General features: G+C 65.2%; 14 protein-coding genes. 7 read left to right on the top strand and 7 right to left on the bottom strand.

Annotated elements, in window-relative coordinates:
• Positions 1-142: 142 nt before the first annotated feature.
• On the bottom strand, positions 143-1030 hold the full coding sequence (locus ASF77_RS17625; RefSeq protein ID WP_056342143.1) for a YicC/YloC family endoribonuclease: 888 nt from the start codon (positions 1028-1030) through the stop codon (positions 143-145).
• Positions 1031-1188: 158 nt separating this feature from the next.
• Here ASF77_RS17625 and ASF77_RS17630 point away from each other — a divergent pair, with 158 nt between their 5' ends.
• The 5 genes from ASF77_RS17630 (at position 1189) to hemW (ending at position 5954) form a co-directional block, all read left to right on the top strand.
• Entirely contained in the window at positions 1189-2178 is a 990-nt protein-coding gene (locus ASF77_RS17630; protein WP_056342146.1) for a serine/threonine-protein kinase, read from the top strand.
• A 35-nt stretch (positions 2179-2213) separates the two neighbouring features.
• The gene (locus tag ASF77_RS17635) at positions 2214-3137 is read left to right on the top strand and encodes a PP2C family serine/threonine-protein phosphatase (RefSeq protein WP_056342149.1); all 924 of its coding nucleotides are present in this window, start codon (positions 2214-2216) and stop codon (positions 3135-3137) included.
• 11 nt (positions 3138-3148) lie between these two features.
• Positions 3149-3877 carry a ribonuclease PH gene (rph, locus tag ASF77_RS17640; protein ID WP_056342152.1) on the top strand — a complete coding sequence of 243 codons (729 nt, stop codon included), beginning with the start codon at positions 3149-3151 and terminating at the stop codon, positions 3875-3877.
• A gap of 248 nt (positions 3878-4125) precedes the next feature.
• On the top strand, positions 4126-4719 hold the full coding sequence (gene rdgB, locus ASF77_RS17645; protein WP_056342155.1) for an RdgB/HAM1 family non-canonical purine NTP pyrophosphatase: 594 nt from the start codon (positions 4126-4128) through the stop codon (positions 4717-4719).
• Complete coding sequence (gene hemW, locus ASF77_RS17650; protein ID WP_056342158.1) at positions 4716-5954, top strand: radical SAM family heme chaperone HemW; 1239 nt, start codon at positions 4716-4718, stop codon at positions 5952-5954. Before rdgB ends, hemW begins: the two co-directional genes overlap by 4 nt.
• A 136-nt stretch (positions 5955-6090) precedes the next feature.
• Here hemW and ASF77_RS17655 read toward each other — a convergent pair whose 3' ends face one another.
• The 4 genes from ASF77_RS17655 to ASF77_RS17670 form a co-directional block, all read right to left on the bottom strand.
• Positions 6091-7074, bottom strand: a complete 984-nt coding sequence (locus ASF77_RS17655; protein WP_082493855.1) for a M28 family peptidase — start codon at positions 7072-7074, stop codon at positions 6091-6093.
• 191 nt (positions 7075-7265) lie between these two features.
• A complete protein-coding gene (locus ASF77_RS17660; protein WP_056342161.1) occupies positions 7266-8699 on the bottom strand; it encodes an efflux transporter outer membrane subunit in 1434 nt (477 codons plus the stop codon).
• Entirely contained in the window at positions 8696-11854 is a 3159-nt protein-coding gene (locus tag ASF77_RS17665) for an efflux RND transporter permease subunit (protein WP_056342163.1), read from the bottom strand. The genes ASF77_RS17660 and ASF77_RS17665 overlap by 4 nt, the downstream gene beginning before the upstream one ends.
• A gap of 30 nt (positions 11855-11884) precedes the next feature.
• Positions 11885-13207, bottom strand: coding sequence for an efflux RND transporter periplasmic adaptor subunit (locus ASF77_RS17670; RefSeq protein WP_056342165.1), 1323 nt, complete (start codon positions 13205-13207; stop codon positions 11885-11887).
• A gap of 154 nt (positions 13208-13361) precedes the next feature.
• Here ASF77_RS17670 and ASF77_RS17675 point away from each other — a divergent pair, with 154 nt between their 5' ends.
• On the top strand, positions 13362-13979 hold the full coding sequence (locus ASF77_RS17675; RefSeq protein WP_056342168.1) for a TetR family transcriptional regulator: 618 nt from the start codon (positions 13362-13364) through the stop codon (positions 13977-13979).
• Between the two features lie 121 nt (positions 13980-14100).
• Here the strand turns inward: ASF77_RS17675 and tal are convergent, their stop codons facing one another.
• Together tal and ASF77_RS17685 are read right to left on the bottom strand one after the other, a co-directional pair.
• Positions 14101-15030, bottom strand: a complete 930-nt coding sequence (tal, locus tag ASF77_RS17680; protein WP_056342172.1) for a transaldolase — start codon at positions 15028-15030, stop codon at positions 14101-14103.
• Positions 15031-15088: 58 nt separating this feature from the next.
• Positions 15089-15586, bottom strand: coding sequence for a GAF domain-containing protein (locus ASF77_RS17685; RefSeq protein ID WP_056342175.1), 498 nt, complete (start codon positions 15584-15586; stop codon positions 15089-15091).
• Positions 15587-15938: 352 nt separating this feature from the next.
• Here ASF77_RS17685 and ASF77_RS17690 point away from each other — a divergent pair, with 352 nt between their 5' ends.
• Positions 15939-16163 carry an energy transducer TonB gene (locus tag ASF77_RS17690; protein ID WP_056342178.1) on the top strand — a complete coding sequence of 75 codons (225 nt, stop codon included), beginning with the start codon at positions 15939-15941 and terminating at the stop codon, positions 16161-16163.
• Positions 16164-16190: the final 27 nt, after the last annotated feature.

Below are 16190 nucleotides of genomic sequence, written 5' to 3' on the forward strand. Positions count from 1 at the left end.
TAGCTGAACGCGTGGGCAGGAAACCTGCCCACCCTACACGTATGCCAGAAACGTCTCCGATATACCCGTAGGGTGGGCGGGTTCCCCGCCCACGCGTTCAGGCGGCGCGTGCAAGCCACGCCGCCAAAAATTCAATTGGTTTTTACTCCAGGTTCTGCACCTGCTCGCGCATCTGCTCGATCAGCAGCTTGAGCTCCATCGACGCATCCGCCAGCTCCTTCACCGACGCCTTGGCGCCCAGCGTATTCGCCTCGCGGTTCAGTTCCTGCATCATGAAGTCGAGGCGCTTGCCGACTTGCCCGCCTTTTTTCAGGATGTGGCGCGTCTCGTTCAGGTGCGCCGACAGGCGCGACAGTTCTTCCGAGACGTCGATGCGGATGCCGTACAGGGTGACTTCCTGGCGAATCCGTTCGAATACTTCCTGGCGCGTCAGGGTCGACGGGTTGCCGTGCCCGGCCAGGCCCAGCGCGTCCTGCATGCGCTCGACCGCTTTTTGCTGGAAACCGGCGATGACTTGCGGGATCAGCGGCGTGATGCGCTTGACGATCGCTTCCATCGAATCGATGCGCGACTGCAGCATCGCTTCCAGCGCCGCGCCTTCGCGCTTGCGGCTTTCCACGAAGGCGGCAATGGTTTTTGCTGTCAGGGCGGCGACATCGGCCTGGAGCGACTCCTGGCCGATATGGGCTTCCTCGACCACGCCCGGCCAGCGCAGCAGTTCGGCCACCGTCATCGGCTGGGCCTGCGTGAAGTGCTGGGTAACCTCGCCCTGCAGGCGCGCCAGGTCGGCCAGCAATTCCTGGTTCAAGGCCTGGGCGCCGCCGGCGACCTTGCGGCCGAAGGAAAGACGCGCTTCGACCTTGCCGCGCGTGATGGCTGCCATGATGGCCGCGCGCAAGTCCGGTTCGAGCGCGCGCAATTCGTCGTTGATGCGGAACTGAAGATCGAGGAAGCGCGAATTGACGCTCTTGATCTCGATTGTGAGGGTGCCGGCAGCGCCTTCGCTGGTGGCCACCGCATAACCTGTCATGCTTGAAATACTCAATGGAGTCCCCGGTATTGTAGAGCGCGAACCAAATCCCCATGGCGACATTGCTGCCCTGGGGCTTTGGTCAGGCGCCCCTTTTATTCTTTACAAGTCCGACATTTATCCACACAATCGCCGTGTTATGCAAGGAACTCTTCAGTATGGCCGCACAAAATAACGCACCCTTGCCGGAAGGGCTGGAGATTGCCGGATATCGCATTGTAAAGAAAATCGCGTCTGGCGGGTTCAGTATTGTCTATCTTGCATATGATGCCGAAGGCAACGCCGTCGCCATCAAGGAATACCTGCCGAGCGCGCTGGCGCTGCGCCAGCCGGGCGAACTGGCGCCCGTCATCGCCAAGCCCAACCAGCCCCTGTTCCGCATCGGTTTGAAGTGCTTCTTCGAGGAGGGGCGGGCGCTGGCGCGCATCGTCCACCCGAACGTGGTGCGCATCCTGAACTTCTTCCGCGCCAACGACACCGTGTACATGGTGATGGCCTATGAGTCGGGCCAGTCGCTGCAGGAACAGATCGCGCGCGCGAATGCGAAAGATGGGGGCAAAAGCGCGCGCCTCGGCGAAGCCTTCATCCGCAAGACCTTCGACGGCGTCTGCCGCGGCCTGCGCGAGACCCACGCCAACAAGCTCTTGCACCTCGATCTGAAACCGGCCAACATCTACCTGCGCAGCGACGGCTCGCCCATCCTGCTCGACTTCGGCGCCGCGCGCCAGGCTGTCGGGCTGGACGCGCCGATGCTGGCGCCCATGTACACGCCGGGCTTCGCGCCGCCCGACCTCTATGCCAAGGGTGCGCCGCTCGGCCCCTGGTCGGACATCTACAGCCTGGGCGCGGCCATGTTTGCCTGCATGACAGGCGCGCCGCCGCAGGCCGCCGACGCGCGCAAGGAGGAGGACAAGCTCGGCGCCCAGTTCGAACGGCTGGCCGGCAGCTATTCGCCCGAGCTGCTGGACATGGTGCAGGCCTGCCTTGCGCTCGACCCGATGGCGCGCCCGCAAAGCGTGTTCGCCGTGCAGAAGGCGCTGCAGGCGGCGCCCGCCGCGCCGCTGGCCGCTGAAATCGTGCCCATCGAGACGCCCGCCGGCGGATTGCGCGGCCTGCTCGGCCGCATCGGCCTCAAGCGCGGCCGCTGACGGCACGCGCGCCATCACAGGAACCAGGAGCCATCATGCAGTTTTCCGTCTACCAGCAAAGCCACATCGGCGGGCGCAAGGTCAACCAGGATCGCATGGGCTACTGCTTCACGCGCGACGCGCTGCTGCTGGTGCTGGCCGACGGCATGGGCGGCCACCAGCATGGCGAGATCGCCGCCACCATCGCCATGCAGACCCTGTCGATGATGTTCCAGATGCAGGCCAAGCCTTATATCAAGAAGCCGGAGCGTTTTCTCGAGGAAGCCATGCAGCAGGCGCACCGCGACATCCTCGCTTACACCGTGCGCCACAAGCTGCCCGAAAGTCCGCGCACCACCGTCGTGGCCTGCCTGGTGCAGCACAACTGCGCCATCTGGGCCCATTGCGGCGACTCGCGCCTGTACTGGGTTCGCCGCAACGAGGTGCTGGCGCAGACGCGCGACCACTCGCACTTCGAATACCTGATCGCCAAGGGCCTGGCCAGTCCCGCCGAACGCAGCAGCCACCCCGACCGCAACAAGCTGTATAACTGCCTGGGCGCCACCAGCGCGCCGCGCATCGAACTGTCGCGCCAGGCCGGCCTGGAGCCGGGCGACGTGCTGCTGCTGTGTTCCGATGGTGTCTGGTCGATGGTGCCCGACGCCGAGATCGTGCAGAAGCTGGCCACGCAAACGGTGGTGCAGGCGGTGCCCGAACTGGTGTCGATGGCAGTCGCCATCGGCGGCCCGCGCGCCGACAACACGACCGCGCTGGCGATCAGCTGGCAGGGCGCCGACAATGCGCAAGGCGCCGGCCCGAACGTGATCTCGACCCAGATGCTGCCCGAAGACCAGGTCAGCAGCACAATCAGCAATGTGAGCGCCACGCTCGATGCCGACCCGTTCGACGAGGACGCCATCGAAAAGGCGATCGCCGAGATCAACCAGGCGATCGAGAAGTCTTCCCAATTACTCAAATAAAGAAAGCACCCATGCCCTTCGAATCCCGTCCCAGCGGCCGCGCCGTCGACCAGCTGCGCAGCATCCGCATCACCCGCCAGTACACCAAGCACGCCGAGGGTTCGGTGCTGATCGAATGCGGCGACACCAAGGTGATCTGCACCGCCAGCATCGAAGACAAGGTGCCCGGCTTCCTGAAGGGCAAAGGGCAGGGCTGGCTGACGGCCGAATACGGCATGCTGCCGCGCTCGACCCATTCGCGCATGGACCGCGAAGCCGCGCGCGGCAAGCAGTCCGGCCGCACGCAGGAAATCCAGCGCCTGATCGGCCGCTCGCTGCGCGCCGCCTTCGACCTGGAGGCCTTCGGCGAACGCACCCTGCACCTCGACTGCGACGTGATTCAGGCCGACGGCGGCACCCGCACCGCCTCCATCACCGGCGCCATGGTCGCCGCCTACGACGCTTTCAACGCCCTGGTGGCGCGCGGCGCGCTGACTGCCGTCCCGGTCAAGCATTTCGTCGCCGCGATCTCGGTCGGCGTCTACCAGGGCATGCCGGTGCTCGACCTCGATTACGTGGAAGACTCGGGCTGCGACACCGACATGAACGTGGTGATGACGGAAGAAGGGCACTTCATCGAGGTGCAGGGGACGGCCGAAGGCGCGGCCTTCGATCGGGCGGGCATGAACCGGCTGCTGGATCTGGCGCAGGGCGGGATTGCGGAGCTGGTGCGGATGCAGAAGAGCGCGCTGGGGTTGTAGGGTGGGCGCCCCGCGCCCACGCGGTACGTGCGCATTCGGCGTCCACGGCGCCGAAACGTCGCTCCGCGGCGCATGCGAATGGACGCGTCGCTAACATGCCGCCCTACATGCTAGGTTGTATGGCGAACCTGTGCGGTGTATGCGTACGCGAACACTGATCATGCTTCCGCGTGGGCATGCCCACCCTACGGTGCACCGCCGCAAACGGTTAAAATACCTTTTCGTTTGTTCCTCGCCTCATTCCCACCATGACCCAACGCCTCATCCTCGCTTCCAACAACGCCGGCAAACTCAAGGAATTCCAGCAAATCCTCGGCCCCATCGGTTTTACCCTGCACCCGCAAGGCGAATTCGATGTGCCGGAAGCCGAGGAGCCGCATGCGACCTTCGTGGAAAACGCGCTGGAAAAGGCACGCCACGCCGCGCGCCTGACCGGCCTGCCGGCGCTGGCCGACGATTCCGGCGTCTGCGTCAATGCGCTCGGCGGCGCGCCCGGCGTGTACTCGGCGCGCTTCGCCGGCGAGCCGAAATCGGACGCCCGCAACAATGAAAAGCTAGTGGCGGATCTGGCCAACCACGCGGACAAGTCGGCCTATTACTACTGCGTGCTGGTCTACGTGCGCCACGCCGACGACCCGCAGCCGATCATCGCCGACGGCCGCTGGGACGGCGAAATCATCGACACCCCGCGCGGCGAGAACGGCTTCGGCTACGACCCGTATTTCCTGATTCCGTCGCTCGGCAAGACCACGGCCGAGCTGACCCCGGACGAAAAGAACGCGCGCTCGCACCGCGGCCAGGCCCTGCGCGCGCTGGTGGAAAAACTGCGGAAGCCGCAATGATTCCGATTAAGCCAGCCGTCCAGCTCGGCGACGCGCGTTCGCCGGCGCAGGCCGCCCTGCAATACCTGCAGCCGGGCGCACTGAACCTGACCGCCTTGCCGCCGCTCTCGCTCTACATCCATTTCCCGTGGTGCGTGCGCAAGTGCCCGTATTGCGACTTCAATTCGCACGAGGCGAAAGGCGAACTGCCCGAGCAGGAATACCTCGACGCCGTACGCCTCGACCTGGAGCAGTCGCTGCCCCTGATCTGGGGCCGCAAGATCCACACGGTGTTCATCGGCGGTGGAACGCCGAGCCTGATGTCGGCCGCCGGCCTCGATCGTTTGCTGTCCGACGTGCGCACGCTGCTGCCGCTGGAGATCAATGCCGAGATCACGATGGAGGCCAATCCCGGCACCTTCGAGATCGAGAAATTCCGCCACTACCGCGACAGCGGCGTGAACCGCCTGTCGATCGGCATCCAGAGCTTCAATGGCGAGCACCTGAAATCGCTGGGCCGCATCCACGACGAGCGCGAAGCGCTGCGCGCGGTCGAGATCGCGACCTCGACCTTCGACAATTTCAATCTCGACCTGATGTACGCGCTGCCGCAGCAGACGCTGGCGCAGGCCGAGCACGATCTGAAAACCGCGCTGTCGTTCGCGCCGCCGCACCTGTCGCTGTACCACCTGACGATGGAGCCGAACACGGTCTTCGCCAAGTATCCGCCCAGCCTGCCCGACGACGACACCAGCGCCGACATGCAGGACATGATCGCGGCGACGATGGCCGGCGCCGGCTACGAGCACTACGAAGTCTCGGCCTATGCCCAGCCCGGCCGGCGCGCCAACCACAACCTGAATTACTGGCATTTCGGCGACTACCTCGGCATCGGCGCCGGCGCGCACTCGAAGATCTCCTTCCCGCACCGCATCCTGCGCCAGGCCCGCTTCAAACAGCCGGCCTCCTTCATGGAAGCGGCGAAACGCGGCAACCCGGTGCAGGAGGAGCACGAAATCGCGCGCGCCGACATGGGCTTCGAGTTCATGCTCAACACCTTGCGCCTGACCGAAGGCTTCGATCCGAACCTGTTCGGCGAGCGCACGGGGATGAGCATCACGGCAATCAGCAAGGCGCTGGATGCGGCCGAAGCGAAAGGGCTGCTGACGCGCGACTTCAAGCTGATCCGGCCGACGGAATTGGGGCAGCGGTTCCTGAACGATTTGCAGGAGATGTTTTTGGCGGAAGGGAAGTAGAAGGCAGCTGCCGCGGGCGTCGCACCCGTCGTGTCTGCGGAGATGCCGTACCGCGTGGGCATGCCCACCCTACGTGCAGTCCGCCTTCGTAGGGTGGGCATGCCCACGCGTCACAGCGCTCGCATCCCCGCGCCTTTTACCCCTGCGCCGCCCCGGCAAGCGCGGTAATCGTCTTCGCCAACCCCGTCACCACCCGCGCCATGCTCCCGTAATCGAGTTTGTCCGGCGTATCCTGCGCCGTGTGATAGTAGGGATAGCGCATGAAAGCCGTATCCGTGATCATCAGCGCCGGATAGCCGTGCCGGTTATAGGCCGAATGATCCGACAGCGTCACGCCCGTCGTGTGCGCCGGCGCGGCCAGCCCGTGCGCCGGGAAGTCCGAGGCGGCGCGAAAAGCCGCCAGCGCCTCGCGCACCAGTTGCGAGGATGCGAGCGTGCCGACAAAGGCGATGAAGTTCCCGGTCGACGGGTAGCGTCCCTCCAGCCCCGGCGGTAGCTGCTGGCTCTCCGGCGCATCCGTGTAATAGCCCATCGTCTCCAGCACCAGCGCGGCCTGGACGTGTTGGCCTTGCCGCTTCATTTCGGCCGCATGCACCATGCTGCCCATGGCCTCGCCCATGAACCAGGGCGGTTCCTCGTTGACGAAGAGGACGAAGCGCACCTCGGTACCGGCCGCCGGCTGCACTTTCCTGAGCAGGCGCGCCAGTTCCAGCACGGCCGCCGTGCCGCTGCCGTTGTCGTTGGCGCCGGGCGCCCCCTGGGCCGAATCGTAATGGGCGCCGACGATGAAGATGCGCTCCGGCCGCGTCCCCGGGGCGACATTGCCGATCGACGCTTCGATATTGCGCACCTTCTGCCCGCCGGCCAGGTATTCCTGGCGCGACGGCTTGTAGCCCGCCCCCACCAACGCTTCCTCGATATACACCGCCGCATTTTCCAGTTCGGCCGGCGTGCGCGTGTTGTGCTCCTTCGACGCAATCGCACCCACGTGCGCGCGCAGGCGCTCGGCCAGTTCGGGCGCGGCGGCGGCGGAACCGGGGCGCACGGTCAACACCGCCACAAGGATGAGCAGGATGAGCGCAACGATGACTTTCCAGTGTGAGTGAAAAAAGTTCCGCATGGCAGTCTCTCGGCGCCGTGAGGGCGCCCTCAACTGATAGACCGGTTCAGTCTAGCCAAGTTCAAAAAGGGCGGTCACACGATCCGCGCCGCTGTGGCGTTCCGGCAGCGCTTACCGCCGATATGGACGCGGCCCATAAAAAAAACCGGGGCACACAGCCCCGGTTTCCGTTTCAGCACTCAGCCGTCAGATCAACGCGCCGCCTGCGCTTCCGACGCCGGCTCGCTCCAGCCGCCGCCCAGCACGCGGTACAGCGTGACCTGGTTCTGCAGGCGCTGCAGGTTCGCCTGCACCGCCAGCTGCTGCGCCTGGAACAGCGAGCGCTGGGCGTCGAGCAGGTCGAGGTAGCTCGCCGCGCCGCTGCGGTAGCGCAGGTCGGACAGGTTGAAGCGATCCTGCTCGGCCAGGGCCACGGCGCGCTGGGCGCGCAGCTGTTCGCTCAGGGTCGATTGGCCGGCCAGGGCGTCCGCCACTTCGCGGAACGCGGTCTGAATCGAGCGCTCGTACTGGGCCACCGCGATGTCGCGGCCGGCACGCGCCGCGTCGACGCCGGCGCCAATGCGGCCCAGGTCGAAGATCGGCAGCACTGCCTGCGGCGCGAAGGTCCAGCCATAGGAACCGGACTTGAACAGGCCCGACAGTTCCGTGCTGGCGCTGCCGACCGACCCGGTCAGCGAGATGCGCGGGAAGTAGTTCGCGCGCGCCGCGCCGATGTTGGCATTGGCCGCGATCAGCTGCTGCTCGGCCGAACGGATGTCCGGACGGGCCGCCAGCAGGTCGGACGGCATGCCGGCCGGCAGATCCGGCAGCTCGGTGGCCGCCAGCGTGGTGCCTGGCGCCAGGTTATCCGGAATCGGCTGGCCTACCAGCAGGGTCAGCAGGTTCTGATCCTGGGCGCGCTGGCGCTGGAACTGCGCCAGCGTGGCGCGCGCCGTCTCGACCAGCGAGGCCGATTGCTGCAGTTCGAGCTTCGACACGACGCCGTTCTCGAAACGCAGGCGCGTCAGGCGATCCGATTCCTCGCGGGTTTTCACGGTCTGCTCGGTCAGGGCCAGCAGCTCCTCGTCGGCCAGCAGCGTCAGGTAGGTGTTGGCCACCTGCGAGATCAGGCTGATCTGCGTGGTCTTGCGCGCTTCCTCGGTGGCGAGGAACTGCGCCAGCGCCGCTTCCGACAGGTTGCGCACACGGCCGAACAGATCCAGCTCGAAGTTCGAGATGCCGAAGCCGGCCTGGTAGACGCTCGAAATCGGCTGGTCTTCGCCCGTCGTCTGGCGGTTGCCGTTGACGATGGCCGAGACGGTCGGCGCGCGGTCGGCACGCGTGATGCGGTACTGGGCGCGCGCCTGCTCGATGTTGATGATCGCCACGCGCAGGTCGCGGTTGTTCGCCAGCGACAGCTCGATCAGCTGGCGCAGGCGCGCATCGGCGAAGAAGCGCTGCCATTGCAGGTTCGCTGGCGCTTCGCTGGTGGCGGTGGGCAGCGTGGTGCCGCCCGCCTTGGGCAGTTCAGGGAAGCTCTGGGCGACCGGCGCTGCCGGGCGCTCGTACTTCGGCGCCAGGGAAATGCAACCCGAGAGCAGCATCGCCAGCGCGAGTGGAGTCAGTTTTTTCATCATGTCGATCATATTTTTTCCTGGACTTTGGTGGCAGCATCTTCTTCATGCGCGTACTTCTTGCGCTGGCGGTCGCTGCCCTTGAAGATCTTGCGCACCACGACAAAGAACATCGGCACGAACAGCACGCCGAGCGTGGACGCCGTGATCATACCCCCCATCACGCCGGTACCGATGGCGCGCTGCGAGGCCGAACCGGCGCCGCCTGCGATCACCAGCGGCAGCACGCCGAGGATAAAGGCGAGCGAGGTCATGATGATCGGACGGAAGCGCAGGTGCGCCGCCTCGATCGCCGCTTCCATCGGCGAGCGTCCCTGCGCCTGCAGGTCTTTCGCGAACTCGATGATCAAGACCGCGTTCTTCGCCGCCAGGCCGATGATGGTCACCAGGCCGATCTTGAAGTACACGTCGTTCGGATAGCTGCGCAGCATGGCCGCCAGCACGGCGCCCAGGATACCGAAGGGCACCACCAGCAGCACCGACACCGGGATCGACCAGCTTTCGTACAGGGCGGCCAGCGCCAGGAAGATCGCCAGCAGCGAGAAGGCCATCAGGATGCCCATCGTGCCGCCGGAGAGCTGTTCCTCGCGCGACTGGCCCGTCCATTCGAAGGCGAAGCCCGGCGGCAGTTGGCCCGCCAGCTTCTCCATCTCGGCCAGCGCGTCGCCGGTCGAATAGCCCGGCTTGGCGTCGCCCGAGATGCTCATCGCCGGATAGCCGTTGTAGCGCAGGGTCTGCATCGGGCCGGTCACCCACTTGGTCGTCGCGAACGAGGACAGCGGCACGGGATTGCCCTGCACGTTGAGCGCGTTCAGGCGCAGCAGGTCGTCCGGCTGCATGCGATCCTTCGCATCGGCCTGCACCACCACGCGCTGCAGGCGGCCGGCGTTCGGGAAGTCGTTCACGTACGACGAACCGAGCGAGGTCGAGATCGCGGTATTGATGGCGTCGAACGTCACGCCCAGCGCCTGCGCCTTGTCGCGGTCGATGTCGAGCATGACCTGGGGCGCGTCTTCCAGGCCTTCCGGACGCACGCCGGCCAGGATCGGGCTTTGCGCGGCCATGCCGAGCAACTGGTTGCGCGCTGCGAGCAGGGCGTTGTGGCCGTTGCCGCCGCGATCCTGAAGGCGGAAGCTGAAGCCCGTGCCGCGGCCCAGTTCCGGGATCGGCGGCGGGGACAGTGCGAAGATGAAGGCATCGCGCACGCCCGACAGGCCGCCGATGATGCGGCCGGCGACCGCGTTGGCGCTCGAGTTCTCGCCCTTGCGCTCGCTCCAGTCCTTCAGCGGAATGAAGGCCAGTGCCATGTTCTGGCCGGCGCCCGAGAACGAGAAGCCCAGCACGCTGACCATGTTCGCCACTTCCGGCTGCTTCATGATGAAGGCTTCGGCGGTGCGCATCACTTCGTTGGTGCGCTCGAGCGTGGCGCCCGGCGGCAGCTGGATGTTGGCGATCACATAGCCCTGGTCTTCGTTCGGCAGGAAGGAATTGGGCATGCGTGTGAACAGCAGGGTGACCAGGCCGATCACCAGCACGAAAGCGACCAGCGCGCGGCCCGAATAGCGGATCAGTTTGCCGACCCAGCCTTCATAGCCCTTGGCGGTACGGGCGAAGCGGCGGTTGAACCAGCCAAAGAAACCCTTCTTCTCGTGGTGGTGGCCGGCTTCGACGGGTTTCAGCAGGTGCGCGCACAGGGCCGGGGTCAGCGACAGCGCCAGGAAGGCCGAGAAGGCGATCGAGGACACCATGACGACCGCGAACTGGCGGTAGATGTTACCGACGGCGCCGGCGAAGAAGGCCAGCGGCACGAACACCGACATCAGCACCACGGTCACGCCGATGATGGCGCCCGAGATCTGGCCCATGGCCTTGCGGGTCGCCTGCAGCGGCGGCAAGCCTTCTTCGGACATGATGCGTTCGACGTTCTCGACGACCACGATCGCATCGTCGACGACGATACCGATGACCAGCACCATGCCGAACATGGTCAGCACGTTGATCGAATAGCCCAGCGCCAGCAGCGTGCCGAGCGAACCCAGAAGGGCGACCGGAACGACGATGGTCGGGATGATCGTATAGCGGAAGTTCTGCAGGAACAGGTACATCACCAGGAACACCAGCACCAGCGCTTCGACCAGGGTATGCAGCACCTGCTCGATCGAGATGTCGATGAACTTCGAGCTGTCGAACGGCACCGTGGCCTTCATCCCCGGCGGGAAGAACTTCGACAGCTCTTCCATGCGCTCGCGCACCAGGCGCGCCGTTTCCAGCGCGTTGCCCGACGGCGCCAGCTGCACGCCGATACCGGTCGACGGCTTGCCGTTCAGGCGCGCCGAGGTGCCGTAGGCCTGCGCGCCGATTTCGATGCGGGCCACGTCCTTCAGGCGGACGGTCGAACCGTCCGGATTCGCGCGCAGCACGATGTTGCCGAACTGTTCGACGCTCGACAGCTGGCCGGTCACGACCACGGTCGCGGTGATTTCCTGGCCTTGCGCCAGCGGCAGTTCGCCGATGGTGCCCGAGGCCACCTGGGCGTTCTGGCTGCGGATCGCGTTGTTCACGTCCGCCGGCGATAGGCGCAAGCCCACCAGCTTGGCCGGGTCGATCCAGACGCGCATGGCGCGCTCGGTACCGAACAGCTGCGCGGTGCCGACGCCTTTGATACGCTGGATCTCGGGCAGCACGGTGCGCGAGGCGTAGTCGCCCAGCGCGATCGGATCCCATTTCGGATCGTCCGACGACAGGATCGTAAACAGCAGGAAGTTCGCGCGCACCTTGTCGACGCGCACACCCTGCTGGTTCACCGCCGCCGGCAGGCGCGGAGCCGCGCGCGACAGGCGGTTCTGGACGTCGACCTGGGCGAGTTCCGGATTGGTGCCGGTCTCGAAGGTCAGGGTAATCGAGCCGCTGCCGTTGGCGGTGCTGCTCGACTCCATGTAGACCAGGCCCGGCGAACCGTTCATCTCGCGTTCGATGACGGAGATGACCGAGTCTTCCAGGGTCTGGGCCGATGCGCCCGGATAGGCGGCATTGATCACGATCGAGGGCGGAGCCACGTTCGGATACTGGGCGATCGGCAGCTGGGTGATCGAGACCGCACCGATCACCATGATAAACAGCGCGATCACCCAGGCGAAAATAGGGCGGTCGATAAAGAAACGTGCCATTGCAATAGTCCTGTTCTGTACCTGGGGCGCTTAGCGGCCCGTCGACGCGGCGGCCGGCGCGGCGCCCGCGGTGGAGCCAGACGGGGCCGAAGCAGGCAGCTGGCGGTTGGTCGCCGCGGCGGCCTGGCCGGCGTTGGCCGAGGCGTTCTGCGGGCCGGCCGGGGCGGCGGCGTTTTGCGCGGTCGCCTGCCATGGCACTGCCTTGACCGGGGTACCCGGCGGCAGCATCTGCAGCTTCTGGAAGCCGTCGACCATCACGCGTTCGCCTTCCTTCAGGCCTTCGGTGACGACCCAGCTCGAACCCTGCTGCGACGCGATCTTGACGGTGCGCGAGGTCGGCTTGTTGTCCGGGCCGACGACCATCAGGGTGTCGCCCTGGGCGCCGCCGCGGGTGACGGCCTGCTGCGGCACGACGATGCCGTTCGGGAGCTGGGCCTGCGCGATGCGCACGCGCACGTACTGGCCCGGCAGCAGGGCGTTGTCCGGATTCGGCACGGTGGCGCGCAGGGTAACCTGGCCCGTGCCCGGATCGACGGTGACGTCCGAGAACAGCAGCTTGCCGCGGGTCGGCAGTTCGGTGCCGTCGTCGAGGATCACGGTGACCGGGGTATCCTTGGCGCCGCTGCTACCAACTGCGGCCTGCTTGCGCAGGCGCTGCACTTCCGAGGCCGACTGGGTGATGTTCAGGTACATCGAATTGGTTTGCTGGATCACGGCCAGTTCGGTACCCTCGGCGGCCGACACCAGGGCGCCTTCGGTCACCAGGGCGCGGCCGATGCGGCCCGAGATCGGCGCGTTCACGTTGGCGTAGCCCGAATTGATCTGGGCGATGCGCACCTGGGCGCGCGAGGCGGCGACGGCGGCTTCGGCCTGCTTCTGGGCGGCGACGGCGTTCGTGTATTCCTGCTTGCTGATCGCGTTGGCTTCGACCAGCGGCTTGTAGCGCTCGGCCTGCGCGGCGGCCTGGGTCAGCGTCGCCTGCGCGCGGCCGAGGTCGGCCTGGGCGGCGGCGAGCTGCGCCTGGTACGGGGCCGGATCGATCTGGAACAGCGACTGGCCTTCCTTGACCTCGCTGCCCTCGGTGAACAGGCGCTTGAGCACGACGCCGTTGACGCGGGCGCGCACTTGCGCAACGCGTACCGGCTCGGCGCGGGCCGGCAGTTCGGTCTGGAGGGCGACCTGTTCGAATTTGGTGGTGACGACGCCGACTTCAGGCGCCGGCATCTGGCCGCCGGCGCCGGGGCCTGCCTGGGCAGCGTCTTTCTTGCCGCAGGCCGACAGCAGGGTCACGGCCATCAGCGTGCAGGCGGCAATCCGCGTGAGGGTGAGGTGAGAGGAGTGGGCAGAGCGCATTACGTGCTTCCTTCTGGTTTTTTGGAAAAGACGCAACCGCCCTCAGGTATCCTTCGACCCTGCACACGGTTGCATCACTGGCTTTTGCAGATTTTTTTATATACTATCACGAGTGTATGTTTAACGTGCAGCACCACCAAAAAACGGAGAAGACATGGCCCGCAGGACCAAAGAAGAAGCGGCAGCCACGCGAGACAGCATCCTGGATGCTGCGGAAAAATTGTTTGTTGAGCAAGGTGTTTCGCGAACGACCTTGCAGCATATCGCAACCGAAGCGGGCGTGACGCGCGGTGCGATCTATTGGCATTTTGACGACAAAGGCGCCCTGTTCAACGCCATGATGGAGCGCGTGACTCTGCCGTTCGAGTGCGCGCTGAGCAGCCTGGGGAAGTCCGATGCGGCGACCGTCCTGTCCGACGTGCGCCAGTTTTTCGTCGAGATTTTCCGCGTCACGGAAACCAATCCGCAGGCGCGCCGCGTGCTCGAGATCGCGTCGCTGAAGGTGGAATTCGTCAGCGAGATGGACGCCGTGCGCGTGCGGCGGCGCCAGAGCAAATGCGAGTTGACGGAGCAGGTCGTCGAGCGGCTCAAGCTGGCGCAGGATGCGGGGCTGATCAAGGCGGACGTCGAACCGCAGCTGCTGGCGGCGGGCTTGTGGGCGCTGATGGATGGCTTGATCCGCAACTGGATGTTCGAGCCGACGGCGTTCAGCCTGGTCGACCTGGGGGATCGGATGATTGCAACCATGCTGGAAGGGATCCGCGCGCGGTAGGGCGGGCATGCCCGCGTTACGTCGCTCGCACATGTCACGCGCGTGCCTCGGCCACATAAAACAAAACGCCGGCATCCGCCGGCGTCCGTATTGATTGAAACGCGGCCGAAACCGCACTCGATCAACGCATCTCTTCGATCATCTTCTTGAGCTTCTTCGAATCCGCCACGAACGCGCGGATGCCTTCGGCCAGCTTCTCGGTGCCCATCGCGTCTTCGTTGAGCATGAAGCGGAAGCTCTTTTCGTCGACCGCGATCTTCTCGATCGCCGCGTCGCTCTCCTGCGTCAGCTTGCGCTCGACCGGCGCGTCGCTGTCGGCCAGCTTCTGCAGCAGATCCGGGGAAATGGTCAGCAGGTCGCAGCCGGCCAGTTCCAGGATCTGCGAGGTATTGCGGAAGCTCGCGCCCATCACTTCGGTGGTATAGCCGAATTTGCGGTAGTACTGGTAGATGCGCTTGACCGACTGCACGCCCGGATCGTCGGCGCCCTGATAGTCCGTGCCGGTCGACTTCTTGTACCAGTCGTAGATGCGGCCGACGAAAGGCGAAATCAGCTTCACGCCCGCTTCGGCGCAGGCGACGGCCTGGCACAGGGAGAACAGCAGGGTCAGGTTGCAATGAATGCCGTCCTTTTCCAGGATCTCGGCGGCACGGATGCCTTCCCAGGTCGAAGCGATCTTGATCAGCACGCGCTCGCGCGACACGCCGGCCGCTTCGTACAGGGCGATCAGCTCGCGGCCCTTGGCCACCGTCGCTTCGGTATCGAAGGAGAGGGCGGCATCGATCTCGGTCGACACGCGGCCCGGCACGAATTTCAGGATCTCGACGCCGAAGGCGATCAGCAGGCGGTCGACGATCTCGTCGGTGCTGCCGCCGTTCGATTCGACCACCGCCTTTTGCAGCAGCGGCAGGTATTCCGGCTTCTGCACGGCTTTGAGGATCAGCGACGGGTTGGTGGTCGCATCCTGCGGCGCGTAGGCCTTGATGGACTGGAAATCGCCGGTATCGGCCACGACGGTCGTATATTGCTTCAGTTGCTCAAGTTGGTTCATATAATTTGCCTAAATTGTAATATTGCAAAATATTCTTTGCGCTGCCTGGGGCGGCGTCTCAACAATCGGTCGCCTCGACAAACGCCTGCACCATCGCCTCCAACCCCACGCGGTCCTCTTCCGTGAAGCGGTTCAGCACCGGGCTGTCGATATCGAACACGCCCACCAGCTTGCCATCCTTAATCACCGGCAGCACGATTTCCGCATTCGAGGCCGAATCGCAGGCGATATGCCCCGGGAAGGCATGCACGTCCGGCACCACGATCGTCTTGCGCTCGACCGCGGTCGTGCCGCACACGCCGCGCCCGAAGGGAATGCGTGCACAGGCCGGCTTGCCCTGGAAGGGGCCGACCAATAAATCCTGGCCTTCGCCCTTTTTGGAAGGGACGGTAAGGTAGAAGCCGGCCCAGTTCAGGTCGGCGAGGGTGTCGTAGACGAGGGCGGAAAACTGCGCCGCGTTCGCGGTGAGATCGCGCTCGCCTTCGAGAACGCTGACCACCTGGCGCACCAGCAGGTCGTAATCGGGACGGGTGCTGCGTTCTGGATTAATGTGCATGGAGGCTCAAGAAAAGCTGGACGAAAAACGCTATTTTACAGCGGCCGCAGTTTCGTCCGCGTGCGGGCCTTTGCGCAAGCAGCCGGGTGACTCCGACGCGGCACTGAATTACAATTAAGAAATTATTCTTTTGTCATTCAGGAACCATGTCGATGCTTCCCCTGCGCACCGCCGCTATCGCTTTGGCCATGCTGTCCTCCCCGGCTGGGGCGGACGAGTTCGACGTTTTCGGCCGCCCGTATTCCGAGAAAAACATGATCGCGCCAAAAAGCCTAGTGTGCGCAACGAAAGACGCGGTCGACATTCGGCCGGTCTTCCTGCAGGGCGTTCGGCCGCTGTACCCGATCGGAACATGCTGGGCAAGTACACGGGCAGCGCCATCATCCGCTACCGGGTCGGCGAAGACGGCAAGGTCGCAGTGATCTCGAAAGAGACGAAGGGCGATGGCGAAGCCAGGCACTGGTTCGGCAACCACGCCGCCATCGCCGTCGCACGCTGGACGTTCGAACCGGCCTTGCATGAAGGCGCGCCGGTCGCCGTGAACTGCGCCGTCAAATTCCAGTTCGACTTCGGCTGACGTGGACATGGCCTTCATCGCTGGCCT

Origin of the sequence: Massilia sp. Leaf139 (genome assembly GCF_001424165.1) — a bacterium.
Classification (GTDB): Bacteria; Pseudomonadota; Gammaproteobacteria; order Burkholderiales; family Burkholderiaceae_D; genus Telluria.

What these genes read in the sequence shown, in the direction of transcription:
- ASF77_RS17630 (WP_056342146.1), top strand. Translation starts at nt 1,189, where the DNA reads ATGGCCGCACAAAATAACGCACCCTTGCCGGAAGGGCTGGAGATTGCC.
- tal (WP_056342172.1), bottom strand. Translation starts at nt 15,030, where the DNA reads ATGAACCAACTTGAGCAACTGAAGCAATATACGACCGTCGTGGCCGAT.
- ASF77_RS17625 (WP_056342143.1), bottom strand. Translation starts at nt 1,030, where the DNA reads ATGACAGGTTATGCGGTGGCCACCAGCGAAGGCGCTGCCGGCACCCTC.
- ASF77_RS17685 (WP_056342175.1), bottom strand. Translation starts at nt 15,586, where the DNA reads ATGCACATTAATCCAGAACGCAGCACCCGTCCCGATTACGACCTGCTG.
- rdgB (WP_056342155.1), top strand. Translation starts at nt 4,126, where the DNA reads ATGACCCAACGCCTCATCCTCGCTTCCAACAACGCCGGCAAACTCAAG.
- ASF77_RS17670 (WP_056342165.1), bottom strand. Translation starts at nt 13,207, where the DNA reads ATGCGCTCTGCCCACTCCTCTCACCTCACCCTCACGCGGATTGCCGCC.
- ASF77_RS17655 (WP_082493855.1), bottom strand. Translation starts at nt 7,074, where the DNA reads ATGCGGAACTTTTTTCACTCACACTGGAAAGTCATCGTTGCGCTCATC.
- ASF77_RS17660 (WP_056342161.1), bottom strand. Translation starts at nt 8,699, where the DNA reads ATGATCGACATGATGAAAAAACTGACTCCACTCGCGCTGGCGATGCTG.
- ASF77_RS17690 (WP_056342178.1), top strand. Translation starts at nt 15,939, where the DNA reads ATGCTGGGCAAGTACACGGGCAGCGCCATCATCCGCTACCGGGTCGGC.
- hemW (WP_056342158.1), top strand. Translation starts at nt 4,716, where the DNA reads ATGATTCCGATTAAGCCAGCCGTCCAGCTCGGCGACGCGCGTTCGCCG.
- ASF77_RS17665 (WP_056342163.1), bottom strand. Translation starts at nt 11,854, where the DNA reads ATGGCACGTTTCTTTATCGACCGCCCTATTTTCGCCTGGGTGATCGCG.
- rph (WP_056342152.1), top strand. Translation starts at nt 3,149, where the DNA reads ATGCCCTTCGAATCCCGTCCCAGCGGCCGCGCCGTCGACCAGCTGCGC.
- ASF77_RS17635 (WP_056342149.1), top strand. Translation starts at nt 2,214, where the DNA reads ATGCAGTTTTCCGTCTACCAGCAAAGCCACATCGGCGGGCGCAAGGTC.
- ASF77_RS17675 (WP_056342168.1), top strand. Translation starts at nt 13,362, where the DNA reads ATGGCCCGCAGGACCAAAGAAGAAGCGGCAGCCACGCGAGACAGCATC.